Origin of the sequence: Kitasatospora sp. NPDC004614, assembly GCF_042873675.1 — a bacterium.
GTDB lineage: Bacteria > Actinomycetota > Actinomycetes > Streptomycetales > Streptomycetaceae > Kitasatospora.
Window position 1 is genome coordinate 21186 of sequence record NZ_JBIALR010000028.1, and the last position, 13023, is coordinate 34208.

Annotated in this window: 7 protein-coding genes, 1 pseudogene and 1 riboswitch; of the genes and pseudogenes, 5 read left to right on the forward strand and 3 right to left on the reverse strand. The window is 69.1% G+C overall.

Annotation, left to right across the window (positions count from 1 at the left end):
• Positions 1-11 precede the first annotated feature (11 nt).
• Together ACFYST_RS34230 and ACFYST_RS34235 are read left to right on the forward strand one after the other, a co-directional pair.
• Positions 12-539 (forward strand): hypothetical protein, encoded by a 528-nt coding sequence (locus tag ACFYST_RS34230; protein ID WP_387868140.1) that lies wholly within the window; start codon positions 12-14, stop codon positions 537-539.
• A gap of 338 nt (positions 540-877) precedes the next feature.
• Positions 878-1156: pseudogene (locus ACFYST_RS34235) on the forward strand (transposase); the annotation flags it as partial.
• A gap of 252 nt (positions 1157-1408) precedes the next feature.
• On the opposite strand, the gene ACFYST_RS34240 reads toward ACFYST_RS34235, so the two are convergent.
• Positions 1409-5626 carry a ricin-type beta-trefoil lectin domain protein gene (locus ACFYST_RS34240; RefSeq protein WP_387868141.1) on the reverse strand — a complete coding sequence of 1406 codons (4218 nt, stop codon included), beginning with the start codon at positions 5624-5626 and terminating at the stop codon, positions 1409-1411.
• A 759-nt stretch (positions 5627-6385) separates the two neighbouring features.
• Positions 6386-6562, forward strand: a riboswitch (cyclic di-AMP (ydaO/yuaA leader).
• Positions 6563-6567: 5 nt separating this feature from the next.
• Here ACFYST_RS34240 and ACFYST_RS34245 point away from each other — a divergent pair.
• The 3 genes from ACFYST_RS34245 (at position 6568) to ACFYST_RS34255 (ending at position 10169) form a co-directional block, all read left to right on the forward strand.
• Positions 6568-7779 (forward strand): transglycosylase family protein, encoded by a 1212-nt coding sequence (locus tag ACFYST_RS34245; RefSeq protein ID WP_387645065.1) that lies wholly within the window; start codon positions 6568-6570, stop codon positions 7777-7779.
• A gap of 158 nt (positions 7780-7937) precedes the next feature.
• On the forward strand, positions 7938-8138 hold the full coding sequence (locus tag ACFYST_RS34250; protein ID WP_387868143.1) for a hypothetical protein: 201 nt from the start codon (positions 7938-7940) through the stop codon (positions 8136-8138).
• Between the two features lie 117 nt (positions 8139-8255).
• Positions 8256-10169, forward strand: a complete 1914-nt coding sequence (locus ACFYST_RS34255) for an AMP-dependent synthetase/ligase (RefSeq protein ID WP_387868146.1) — start codon at positions 8256-8258, stop codon at positions 10167-10169.
• A gap of 60 nt (positions 10170-10229) precedes the next feature.
• On the opposite strand, the gene ACFYST_RS34260 is transcribed toward ACFYST_RS34255, so the two are convergent.
• Together ACFYST_RS34260 and ACFYST_RS34265 are read right to left on the reverse strand one after the other, a co-directional pair.
• Complete coding sequence (locus ACFYST_RS34260) at positions 10230-11252, reverse strand: LacI family DNA-binding transcriptional regulator (RefSeq protein WP_387645074.1); 1023 nt, start codon at positions 11250-11252, stop codon at positions 10230-10232.
• A 25-nt stretch (positions 11253-11277) separates the two neighbouring features.
• Positions 11278-12996, reverse strand: coding sequence for a glycoside hydrolase family 13 protein (locus ACFYST_RS34265; RefSeq protein WP_387868148.1), 1719 nt, complete (start codon positions 12994-12996; stop codon positions 11278-11280).
• Positions 12997-13023: the final 27 nt, after the last annotated feature.

Sequence of the window (13023 nt, forward strand, 5' to 3'; positions counted from 1 at the left end):
GAAGGTGAACCATGGGCGATTTGGAGGTCCTCATGGCGATTTGCCCTCCGCCTCGCACCCATTCCCCTACGGTCGGCTCACGGTCAGACGATTTTGCGCCGACGATCCCTTCCAGCCACCGTGAGCTTATCGAGACCTACGGCGTCGGCTGCTTTGACGAATTCATCTGGATTTTTGGAGAGGGGATTGAAAACCCACATCTCGACATCTCGACAAAAACCAGGGCCATGGGATCAATCTTGAGGACCAAAGAGTGTACCGACCTCCGGGCCGGCTTGAATGACTACAGCGTAGATCCCGGCGATCTCGTGCAGTGGGGGGCAAGTGATAATGGCGACTCTTTGATGTGGCTACCCGTTGGTGAGCCAGCTCGATGGCCAACGGTTATTATCGAGGCTGGCCAGCTCAGCTTCGCCTTCTCAACCAGGAGTTCCGCAGGGGTTCTGGTCGACCTGCTTACGGGTGCACTGCGCCCGAGCTTCTTCCCTGAAGATTTTCCGAGCGACCGCCCAATGTTCTCGGCGAACCCCTACATTTAGAGAATTCCGCGAGAAGGAAGCAAACTAGGTGCGCGCCCCTCCAGATCGATTTCTGGAGGGGCGCATCGCCGTAGTGGAGCAACAGCATGGTCGAACTGTTCGTACAGTACATCGGCATCACCTGACAGCAACTGGCAGCTTTACTCCGGCCCCGGCCAGCCATGGTGGAGGCGGCTCGGCCGCTGGCAGGGCGGCCAGAGCGTTCGACGTCCGCCATCGCATACTCCTGGCCGAGTTGAACGCGGCCGGACTGCTCGACTGGACCCACGCCTGCGTGGACGCCTCCCACGGGCGCGCGAAAAAAAGGGGGTGAGGCAACCGGTCCGTCCCCGGTCGACCGTCGCAAGACCGGGAGCAAGCACCACTTGATCAGCGACGGGGGAGGCATCCCGCTCCATGTGATCACCACCGCCGCCAACGTCAACGACGTCACCCTGATCCTCGCCCTGGTCGACGGCATCCCACCGGTCGCTGGCCGAGTCGGCCACCCCCGCAAACGCCCCGACGCCCTGCTCGGAGACAAGGGCTACGACAGCAGCCCCAACCGCCGAGGACTGCGCAAGCGCCGGATCCTGCCGGTCATCTCCCGCAGGGGGAACGCGACATCATCGGCTTCGGCAAGCTCCGCTACGTCGTCGAGCAGACGCTCGCCCAACTCCACCAGTTCAAGCGCCTCGCCGTCCGATGGGAACGACGCCTCGACCTCCGCAACGCCTTCGTCTCGCTCGCCTGCGCACTTATCTGCGAATGGGAGCGGCTCGCACCGTCGAGCAGTCGGTCGATCGGAGTCGGACACCGATAGAAAACGCTGGTGCCTTCCCATCCATGACGGGAAGGCACCAGTTACACATTGCTCAGAATCGAGAAGTTCAGCCGACCGGCGTCGAGCGCCAGCGCTGGGCCGTGGTCTGGTTGCAGTCCCAGAGTTGGACCCTGGTGCCGGGGGTGGTCTTGGCCTCTGGGACGTCGAGGCACCGGCCGGACTGCACGTTGTAGATCGAGCCGTCGGGCCGGAGGATCCACTGCTGGTTGGGGGTGCCGTTGCAGTCCATCAGCTGGATGAGGGTGCCGCTGGCGGTGCCGCCGTTGACGGGTTCGATGCAGCGGGTGAAGACCTTGAGGGTGCCGTCGGGCTGGGCGGTGAACTTCTGCGTGTTGAGGCCCTTGCAGTTGTTGATCTGGATGGCCTGGCCGTTCTGGTCGACCGAGAGGAGGTCTTCCAGGCAGGTGCTGGTCGGGGTGTCGAGGATCAGCGGTCCGGTGATGCTGCCGGCGTCGGTCGCGGTGTCGTAGACGGTGACGTCGCTGACGCGGCCGGAGAAGGCGGTGTTGATGGCGCCGGCCTCCTGGTTGGCGCCGATCACCAGCTGGCCCTTGACGGCGAAGCCGCCGGAGTGGACGGCGGAGCCGGCCAGGGCGCCGTTCACATAGAGGGTCATGACCTTCGTGGTGGCGTTGTAGCTGACGGTCAGTCGGTCCCAGCGGCCGTCCTTGTAGCGGGCGGCGTTGGTGATGCTGGAACTGGTGTCGTCGTACGCCGCCTGCGCGCCGTCCGCGGTGGCCAGCTTGAAGTGCCAGTTACCGTCCGCACCGGGGGCGAGGACCAGGCCGCTGGAGTTGGTGCCCTTGGTGCTGAGGACGGCGCCCTGGGCGGTGGTGCCGCTGGGCTTGGCCCAGGCGGTGACGGTGAAGGACTTGGCCGTGTCGATCTGGAACGGGCCGACGAGGTTGGTGAAGTCGATCCGTCCGGGGTTGGAGCTGCCGGAGAACGCGGCGACGTTGGTGGAGACGCCGTTGACCGTGTCGGTCGGGAAGGAGACCGTCCCGATGGGCCGGGCGGCGGGCGAGTTCTTGTAGTAACCGGGCACCAGGGTGTTGGGGTCCAGGCCCTGCAGGCGGTAGCGCTCGACGAAGCGGCGGGTGTCGCCCTGGTCGGAGCCGTCGGTGGCGAAGCCGTTGACCGCGGTGGCCGACGTTCCGTCAACGGTGGTGCCGGGCCAGATCTGCAGCTTGCCCTTGGCGTCGATGGTCCACAGGTCGGTGATGCCGTCCTTGTTGGCGTCGCCGCTGGAGCCGATCTTCGGGTAGACGCTGCTCCAGAACCGCTGGGTGCTGATCACCCGTGACTGCGGGCCGGTCGGGTCCGCGAGCGCCGAGAGGTCGACTCGGCCGTCGGCCTTCAGGGTGATGTCGTAGGCCCGGATCAGGCCGTCGGCCCGGCTGCGGGACCACAGGGTCGGCTGCTGGGACTTGCCGTTGGCCGGCCCGGGGTTGATCAGGTCGTACTCCGACCAGCTGGCGGTATTCAGCTTCACGGCAGGCGCGTCAAGGTTGTTGGTGGTCGCGCCGCGGTACATCCAGAGGTTGCCGTTCTCGACGGTGAGGAGGGCGGTCTGGTTCTTGCTGACGATGCCGTCCGACGCGTTCAGCGGGCCGTTGAGCGAGCCGAGCGCGAGGATCTGGCTGACCTTCGACCAGTCCGCGTTCCAGCCGCTCGGCGCGGCGGTCAGCGGGGTGCCGTCGGTCGCGGCGAAGCTGGTGGGCTTGGTCAGCGGCGAGGCGGTCTTGAAGGTGCCGTCTCCCCTGTTCTCGTACAGGTAGAGGACCTTGGCGAGATCAGCCGTGGCGTTGGTCCACGCGAAGGCGTCGTCGAGCTGCATGGAGCGCAGCGCGCCACGGTGCGTGGTCTTGGTGATGCTGTCCTTCCAGCCGTATCCGCCGGGGAACAGGTCCATCGGCGCGGCGAGGGCGCTGGTCGGGTCGGTGTCGAGCGTCATGACTCGGAGGTTGCCGAGGTCGTCGGGGAGCAGGATGTCGCCCCGGCCGCGGCCGGTGAGGTCGCCGGGCGACGAGGTGCCCTTGGCCGGGTCCCACGGCACGTAGAAGGTGTAGCGCAGCGGCTGGCTGTAGTTGCCGGCCACGTCCATCGCCTGGACGAACAGGGTGTTGGTGCCCCACACGGTCGGGGTGAAGGTGAACGTGCCGGAGCCGCCCTTGATGATGCCGCTGCCGGTGGTGCCGGCGTCACCGCAGGACCAGCCGGTGACGGCGGTCGGGTCGGTGCTCCAGCGGACGCAGGCCATGCCGGAGGCCTGCAGGCCGTTGGCGGGGGCCGGGTCCTGGGCGCTGACGGTGAAGGTGCCGCTCTGGCCGACCTTCTTGGTGGGCGTCTGACCGAGGATGCCGCTGGCCGGGAAGTCCGTCGAGGTCAGGGCGACCTGCGGCGGCGTCTTGTCCACGCGGAAGTAGCAGGTGTCCGAGTCCTTGGAGCGGAGCTTTTCGTCGGCCGTGCTGGCGTTCCAGTGGTACTGGTGGCCGTCCGTCCCTCGGTCGAAGAACACCACCGGGTCGCCACTGCCACCGAAGCCGGTCGAAAGTTCGTTCGACGAGCCGTCGTTGTCGTCCTTGATGCGGAACGTTGTGTTCAGCGAGTTGTTGATCGGTGACCAGGTACTGACGTTGAGCCTGATGTACTGGTTGGCTCCGACCCAGCCGGGCGCGTACGAGGCGTCGCCGCCGGGAGTCACGCAGTCGTTGCGCTGGGTACCGAGGACCGGGTCGTTGATGTAGCCCGGGGTCGGCGTGGTTCGCGGCCACCAGATTGTCGGCGTGATGTCGAAGTAGATGGTGATCTTCGGGTTCGCGTCGAGATGGTGGCGCTGCAGCTTGTCGTTCTCGTTGTCGGCGGAGAAGCCGATCGTCCAGTTCGGGTACTTGCCGTTGGCCAGCAGTTGAGCCCATGACTTGACGTCGTAGCTGAGGCCGCCGGTGCCGGTGATCTCGGAGTTCCCGACCCAGGTGCACCCCTGCATCTTGCTGGCCGTGCCACAGGGCTGGTTGTTCCAGGTCGTGGTACCCCCGAACGCCGGAACGCTGTAGAGGTTGATCGTGGTCTTGGTGTCCGGCGAGGAGGCCTCGGTGACGTTGGCAAGCAAAGTAGCCTGGGTCACTGTCGCCGTGTCATGGCCGTTTCCGGCATACAGGACGTCCGGGACGCCGAGTTGGTAGTAGGCCCGGTAGCGGCCGTAGCCGGTGCAGTTGGAGTATCCGCAGTAGCCGACACCGAGGTTGCTGACGTTGATGTTGGCGGTGTCCGGATGGTTCTCCTGCACCTCGGCATTGACCTGGTTGGTCGTAGCAGCCGACCAGTCGGGGTCGAGGTACCAGGGGCCGGCCCCCTTGCCGAAGGTGTTCTGGTCGGGCGTCAGCACCAGCTCGCTGCCGGTGGTGCCCACACCGATCGTCGAGACAACGGCGCCTTCACCCGGGCGCTCGGTGTTGGAGACCTCCGAGTCCGGCGCCGTCCCGGCCGACGCAGGCGCGGCCAGCAGGGACTTCGGGGCCTTCGAAGCCGCACCGCTCAGCGGGGCGGGCGCGGCCGGCTTGCTGGAATCCCACTGGAACGGTGTCGGGGCGTGGAAACGCGCCTTGCCCGCCTCGTCGGTCAGCGTCACGTTGCCGGCCTGGTCCGAGGCGATCGTCAGCCCGGTGGTCTGGACGGGGAACCGCAGCGTCTTCAGGCGCGGGTCGGCGGCCGCCTGCGCGGTCTTGACGACGATCACCTCGCGCCAGCCGCCGTCCGGACGGGCCGTCACTTCGAGGTCGACATCCGGCAGCACCGAGGCGTAGGTGGCCTTGGACCCGTTCAGCGTCGGCTTCGGCAGGGCGAACGGTGCCGTGATGGACATCTTCTTGCCGTCGGCCGTTGTGACGGTGGCGAGCGGACCGCTGCCGCCGCCGGAGAACACCAGGTCGGCACTGGTGACGGCCGGGGCGACCGTGCCGTCGCTCTTGGCCCGCAGCGCGGTGTCGAGGGTCTGCCAGTTACCGGTGCGCTTGGTCCTGACGTCCTGGGCGAAGCTCTCGGAGTGGAGCGACCGGCCGTCGGCCTCGGCGAACGTCTCGCTGGTCTCGGTGGTCAGCGCATCGATCCGAACCGGCGCGCCGGTGCTCTTGGCCTGCTCGAGTGCTGCGCGGATCGCCTTGGTGGTCTCGGACTCGGCGGGGGCCTGGACGTCCCCAACGGTCTGGCCCGGAGCAGGAGTTGACTCCGCTGCAGCGAACGGCGCCGGTATCGCAAGCAGCAACAGTGCTGCGGCGGCGCTGAGGGTCGCCCGCGAAACCGCTCCCGTCCCCCCTCTGCGGCGCCGGGCCGCGCGGCGCGACGAATCAGAATTTCTTGACATGTCCTTGATCTTTCCCTCCCGCTGACCCGCCATGATCTTCGACGGGCAATCGAAAAGGAACGATGCAGCCAGAGTGAAGAGGCGGTCAAGTACCTTTGGCAGCTTGTCCACTGATGCCCGATTGATCATCCTTATACAGATTGGGCGAGACCAAAGCGGAAGGCCGATGACCCGTCAGGGTAGTAGGCTGGCCGAAGAATGCACGCCAGGGAATGAAGCCAGAATCGACCCCCATCACCTCGGGAGTCAAGCAATTCAGGCTCGGCCTACGATACTTGATACCTCATCCGGCCACAGGCCCGGAGGACAACACCCTGAAGGCGGCGCACCCCCGAGGGAAACCCCTCACCGGAAAGCCGGGTCGACCTCGGCCTTCAGCCCGACCCTCGAGGAATCCAGTGCCGACATAACTGGACATATGCGAATTTACGCCACACAACCCCCACCGAAAGACATAACACCCGCCGCCCTGACGCGCCCACAGCGCACGGAAGCGCCAAACCAGTTCGCCAGATTTCCATGATCGCTATTTTCCGAATTGGTGACGGCCGTCACAGGAATTTGCCAATCGTCCTTAATTCCGCTTAATGTCCTGCCCACGTTCGTGGACACACGGACCCAGCTCGCCCGGAACGCCGAATCCTGCCGCCGGGTGGGCCGGCTCATGCAATGACGCACCGCGGCAGGGGCGGGGGAACCAGGTAAGTCGCCCTGGGACGGTCCTGACGGACCGGTCCGGGGCTTGGGGTGAAGCCGTGCGCGCCGAAAGGTGTGCGCGGCCGGGCAACTCCAGCCCGAATCCGACAGCTCACCTCGCAGGCGTGGGAGAGGAACGCTTCTTCATGCTGCCCATCAGCGCCAAGCGCGCCCGCCGTCTGATTGCCACCACTGGTGTTGTGGGCATCGGCCTCACGGTCCCCGGCCTGGCCGCGGGTACCGCCTCCGCCGCTTCGGTGGCCACCTGGGACAAGGTCGCGCAGTGCGAGTCCAGTGGCAACTGGTCGATCAACACCGGTAACGGTTTCTACGGCGGCCTGCAGTTCACCGCCTCCACCTGGGCCGCCTTCGGCGGTACCGCGTTCGCCCCGCGCGCCGACCTGGCCACCAAGGACCAGCAGATCGCCGTCGCCGAGAAGGTGCTGGCCTCCCAGGGCCCCGGCGCCTGGCCGGTGTGCTCGGTCCAGGCCGGTCTGACCAAGGGCGGCGCCGCCCCGCAGGTCGACACCTCCACGGGATCCACCGCCGCCAAGCCGCAGGCCCAGGCCCCGGCCCAGCCGCAGGCGCCGAAGCAGGCCCAGCAGCCGGCCCCGCAGCAGCGCCAGGGCCAGGCCCAGAGCCGCCCGCAGGCTCAGCCGCAGGCCGACACCCAGGCCTCCGGCAGCTACACCGTCGTGGCGGGCGACTGGCTGTCCGCCATCGCCCAGCGTCAGAACGTCGAGGGCGGCTGGGAGAAGCTGTACGAGCTGAACCGCTCCGTCCTCACCGAGGGCCCGGACATGATCTACCCCGGTCAGAAGCTGGCGCTCGGCAACGTCGCGGTCGCCCAGGCCCCGGCCAAGCAGTCGGCGCCGGCCAAGCAGTCCGCCCCGGCCAAGCCGAGCACCCCCGCGCCGGCCCAGCCGAGCACCCCCGCCAAGCCCGCCGCCACCACCACGACCGCCACCACGACCGCCACCGCCGCCGTCAAGGCGACCGGCTCCAAGGCCGCGGCGATCGACTTCGCGCTGTCGAAGGTCGGCCAGCCGTACATCTACGGCGGCACCGGCAACGGCGGCTGGGACTGCTCGGGCCTGACCCAGGCCGCGTTCCGCCAGGCCGGCATCAGCCTGCCGCGCGTGGCCGCGGACCAGGCCGACTACTCGACCCGGGTCTCGCTGAACAGCCTGCAGCCGGGCGACCTGCTGTTCTGGTCGAACAACGGCTCCAACTCGGGCGTCTACCACGTGGCGATCTACATCGGCGACGGCAAGTACGTCGAGGCCGCCAACCCGAAGTCCGGCGTGAAGACCGAGACCATCGCCAACTGGGCGCCGGACTTCGCCGGTCGGGTCTGAACCGCCTGACACCACACGCACCGCGCACACCACGCGCACGCGCATGAGGTGACCGCACTGCGGACACCGCTGCCCTCGGGGACCCTGGTCGGCTCCGGGGGCAGCGGCCTATCCTCGGCCGAAGGCCGGAAGCGGTCCCGAGCCCCTGGAGCGATGCGATGGCGAAGGTGACGATCACGCTGGACGCGGACCTCGCGCTGGAGGCGATGATGCGCCTCGGAGTGAGCAGCCCGCAGGACGCGGTGGAGCTGCTGGTGCGCGACTACCTGTCCATCGGCCGTCACACCCAGGCCCGCACCGGCGGCAGCCGGGACGGCGAGCGCTTCACCGGCCCGGCCCCGGCCGTCGAGGAGGGCTGAACGCAGCGGCCGAAGCGAAGCCCAACACCCGTTACCGTCAAGGAACTTACCGTCTAGTAAGTTCGCGGCGGAGTCCCTACCCTGGGCGAACCCCACCCCACCCAAGGGAGTTCGCTGATGGCACACCCCCTCGCCCGTGCCGCCCGCGCCGAGCACCTGCGCGACCGCGCGCCCGTCGAAGTCCTGCACTCCGACGGGCGGGTGGTCGAGGCCCGCACCCCGCACCTCGTCCCGCCGCCGGACTCCGGCAGCCTCGCCGACCTGCCGTTCCGCAACGCCGCCGAAGCCCCGGACGCCGAAGTGCTCACCAGACGTCAACCCGCAGGCGGGTGGCAGCATGTGACGGCACGTCAGTTCGCCGACGAGGTAGCGGCGGCCGCCCGCGGGCTGATCGCCGCGGGGGTGCGCCCGGGAGGGCGGATCGTGCTGATGTCGCGCACCCGCTACGAGTGGACGCTGCTGGACTTCGCAGCCTGGGCGGCTGGTGCGTCCCTGGTGCCGGTGTACCCGACTTCCTCGGTCGAGCAGGCCGAGTGGATCGTCCGGGACTCCGGCGCGGCCCTGGCGGTCGCGGAGGACGCCGACACCGCCGAGGTGCTGACCACGGCGATCGCCCGCACCGGCGGCACGGTGCCGCTCTGGCGGCTGGACGAGAACGCCGTCGAGGCCCTCGGTGAGCTCGGGAAGGCGGTGCCCGCCGGGGAGTTGGAGAAGCGGCGGGCGGCTCTCGGCCCGGACAGTGAGGCCACCCTGATCTACACCTCTGGCACCACCGGTCGCCCCAAGGGCTGCCTGCTCACCCACGCCAACTTCCTCACCGAGGCGGCGAATTGCCACGCCCTGCTGGAGCCGGTGTTCACCGCGGCGACCGGGGAGACGCCGTCCACCCTGCTGTTCCTGCCGCTGGCGCACGTGTTGGGCCGGATGATCCAGGTGACGTGCGTGTTCGGCCGGATCCGGTTCGGCCACAGCCCGTCCCTGAAGCCCGCCGAACTCCGGCCCGACCTGGCCGAGTTCGGCGCCACCTTCCTGGTCGGCGTGCCCTACCTGTTCGAGAAGATCCACCAGTTGGGCCGGGCCGAGGCGCAGGCGAAGGGCGCGGTGCGGGTCTTCGACCGGGCGGCCGAGGTCGCGAAGCGCTACGCCCGCGCCGAACTGGCCGCGCTGGACGGCGGGGGCGACCGCGCCCCGCTGTCGCTGCGGCTGGCGCACGGCCTGTACGACGCCCTGGTGTACCGCCGGGTGCGGCAGGCGATGGGCGGCCGGATCCGGTACGCGATCAGTGGCGGCTCCTCGATCGACCCGGAGCTGCTGCTGTTCTTCGCCGGCGCGGGCGTGCTGGTGTACGAGGGCTACGGGCTGACCGAGACCACCGGCCCGTCCACCGTGAACCCGCCGCTGCGTCCGCGCCCGGGCACCGTCGGGCCGCCGGTGCCGGGCAGCGCGGTACGGATCGCCGAGGACGGCGAGGTGTTCCTGAGCGGGCCACAAATCTTCGACGGCTACTACGAGTTGGGCGCGCCAACACCCGAACGGGAACACTGGTTCGCCACCGGCGACCTGGGCCGGCTCGACGAGGACGGCTACCTGACCATCACCGGCCGCAAGAAGGAGATCCTGGTGACCTCCGGCGGCAAGAACGTCTCCCCCGGCCCGCTGGAGGACCGCCTGCGCGCCCACCCGTTGATCAGCCAGGCCCTGGTGGTCGGCAACGACCGCCCGTACGTGGGCGCGCTGCTCACCCTGGACCCGGAGGCGGTGGAGCACTTCCTGCAACAACGCCCGCCGGCCACCACGAAAGCCCAGGACGTGACCAGCGCCGTCCCCGTCCACCCCGCCGTCCTGGCCGCACTCGCCGAGGCGGTGCAGGCCGTCAACTCGACCGTCTCGCGCGCCGAGTCGATCCGCCGGGTGCGCGTGGTCGGCGGCGACTTCACCGAGGAACGCGGCCTGCTCACCCCGTCCCTGAAGGTCCGCCGGCAGGCCGTCAGCACCGCCTACCGCCGCGACATCGAGCAGCTCTACACCTGAAGACGCCTGCGGCCCCCGTTCCACCGAGGAACGAGGGCCGCAAATGCCTTAAAACACCGATCAGTTGCGCGGACCCGACCCGGTCGAGCCCCGCATCACCAGCTCCGGCTGGAACATGAACTCCGAGCGCTGCGCCGGGTTTCCGCCGACCTCCTCCAGCAGGGCGTCGACGGCGGCGGTGGCCATCGCCTCGACCGGCTGGCGCACGGTGGTCAGCGGCGGTTCGGTGAACGCTATCAGCGGCGAGTCGTCGAACCCGACCACCGAGACGTCCTGCGGCACCGACAGGCCCCGCCGGCGCACCGCGCGGATCGCGCCGAGCGCCATCATGTCCGAGCCGCAGACGATCGCCGTGCAGCCCTTGTCGAGCAGTGCCTGGGCGGCGGCGTGCCCGCCCTCGACGCTGAACAGGGTGTGGTGGATCAGCTCCCCGGCCTCTTCGGCGGTGCGCCCGGTGAGCTGCTGGAGCGCGGCGGTGAAGCCCTCGATCTTGCGCAGCACGGGGACGAACCGCTTCTGACCGACTGCCAGCCCGATCCGTTCGTGGCCGAGTTCGACGAGGTGCTGGACGGCCATCCACATCGCGGCCCGGTCGTCCGGGGAGATGAACGGTGCGGCGATCTTCTCGCTGTAGCCGTTGATCAGCACGAACGGGACCTGGCGGCCGGAGAGTTTGGCGTACCGGTCGTGGTCGGCGGTGGTGTCGGCGTGCAGTCCGGAGACGAACACGATGCCGGCCACACCGCGTTCCACCAGCATCTCGACGAGTTCGTCCTCGGTGGAGCCGCCCGGGGTCTGGGTGCACAGCACCGGCGTGAAGCCGTGCCGGCTGAGCACCTGTTCGATGACCTGGGCGAGCGCGGGGAAGATCGGGTTGCTGAGCTCGGGGGTGATCAGGCCGATCAGCCCGGCGCTGCGCTGGCGCAGCCGGGTGGGCCGTTCGTAGCCGAGCACGTCCAGCGCGGCCAGTACGGTCTGCCTGGTGGTCGCGGAGACGCCCGCCTTACCGTTGAGTACGCGGCTGACGGTGGCTTCGCTGACCCCCGCCTGCGCCGCGATGTCGGAGAGTCGCGCTGTAGTCACGAGCCCAGAGCCTATTGCAACCACCTCAGGCCGCCCACCATGCGGTGCTGTCGGCGGGGAGTTCGGCGTGCTCGGACTCCGTCATGGCGGCCGAGGACAGCAGCAGCCGGCCGGGCGCCGAAACAGTCACGCTCTCCCCGGTGGTGTTCACGGTGCACACGAACGACCCTTCGGCCGCCTCGCGACGGAACATCAGCACGCCTTCGGGGGCGTCCAACCACTCGACCTCGGTGCCGGCGCCGAGCGCGGGCTGTTCGCGGCGGACGGCCAGCGCGGAGCGGTACAGCTCCAGCGTCGAGGTCGGGTCACCGGTCTGGACCTCTACCGAGAGTTCGGCCCAGTCGGCGGGCTGCGGCAGCCAGCTCGGGCCGCCGGCCACCGGGCCGAAGCCGTACGGCGCCTCGGTGCCGGACCACGGGATGGGGACCCGGCAGCCGTCGCGGTAGCCGTCCTGCCCGGCCTGCCGGAAGAACGACGGGTCCTGGCGGACCTCGTCGGGCAGGTCGGTGACGTCGGGCAGCCCGAGTTCCTCGCCCTGGTAGATGTACGCGGAGCCGGGCAGCGCGAGCATCAGCAGGGTGGCGGCGCGGGCCCGGCGCAAGCCGAGCGGGCGGTCGCCGGGGGTGCGGATCTGGGTGCCCAGGCCGGGCTCGTTGGCGAACCGGGTGGCGTGCCGGGTGACGTCGTGGTTGGACAGCACCCAGGTGGTGGGGGCCTGCACGGGCCGCATCGAGTCGAGCGAGAGGTCGATCACCTCGCGCAGCTTCGCCGCGTCCCAGTCGGTGCCCAGGTACTGGAAGTTGAACGCCTGGTGCAGCTCGTCGGGGCGGACGTAGTTGGCGGTGCGCTGGACGGTCGGGGTCCAGGCCTCGGCGACGCCGATCCGGTCGCCGGGGTACTCGTCGAGGATCTTGCGCCAGCTGCGGTAGATGGCGTGCACGCCGTCCTGGTCGAAGAACGGCATGACGTCGTTGCCGAGCAGCTTCAGCTGGTCGTGGCCGCCGAGGTCGGGCAGACCGGGGGCCTTGACCAGGCCGTGGGCGACGTCGATCCGGAAGCCGTCGACGCCCATGTCGAGCCAGAACCGCAGGATGGAGCGGAACTCGTCGGCGACCGCGGGGCTGTCCCAGTTGAAGTCGGGCTGCTCCGGGGCGAACAGGTGCAGGTACCACTCGCCGGGGGTGCCGTCGGGGTTGTCGCTGCGGGTCCAGGCGGGGCCGCCGAAGATGGACTCCCAGTCGTTGGGCGGGAGTTCGCCGTTCTCGCCCTTGCCGGGCCGGAAGTGGTAGCGCTCGCGCAGCGGGGTGCCGGGGCCTTCGCGCAGCGCGCGCTGGAACCACTCGTGCTGGTCGGAGGAGTGGTTGGGGACCAGGTCGACGATGATCCGCAGGCCCAGCTGGTGGGCGTCACGGATCAGCCCGTCGGCGTCCAGCAGGGTGCCGAACATCGGGTCGACGGCGCGGTAGTCGGCGACGTCGTACCCGGCGTCGGCCTGCGGCGAGGCGTAGAACGGCGACAGCCACACCGCGTCCACGCCGAGGTCGCGCAGGTAGGGCAGCCGGCTGCGGATGCCGGGCAGGTCGCCCATGCCGTCCCCGTTGCCGTCGGCGAAACTGCGCGGGTACACCTGGTAGATGACCGCGTCCCGCCACCAGCCGCCTCTGGAGGCCCCGGTGGTCGCAGCAGTCGTCCGAGCGACGGGAACAGCGGCGGGCCGGGAGGCGTCGGCCAGGTTCTGGGTCATAGGACAGTCATCCCTTGGGTGCTGTGG

What these genes read in the sequence shown, in the direction of transcription:
- ACFYST_RS34230 (WP_387868140.1), top strand. Translation starts at nt 12, where the DNA reads ATGGGCGATTTGGAGGTCCTCATGGCGATTTGCCCTCCGCCTCGCACC.
- ACFYST_RS34245 (WP_387645065.1), top strand. Translation starts at nt 6,568, where the DNA reads ATGCTGCCCATCAGCGCCAAGCGCGCCCGCCGTCTGATTGCCACCACT.
- ACFYST_RS34250 (WP_387868143.1), top strand. Translation starts at nt 7,938, where the DNA reads ATGGCGAAGGTGACGATCACGCTGGACGCGGACCTCGCGCTGGAGGCG.
- ACFYST_RS34255 (WP_387868146.1), top strand. Translation starts at nt 8,256, where the DNA reads ATGGCACACCCCCTCGCCCGTGCCGCCCGCGCCGAGCACCTGCGCGAC.
- ACFYST_RS34265 (WP_387868148.1), bottom strand. Translation starts at nt 12,996, where the DNA reads ATGACCCAGAACCTGGCCGACGCCTCCCGGCCCGCCGCTGTTCCCGTC.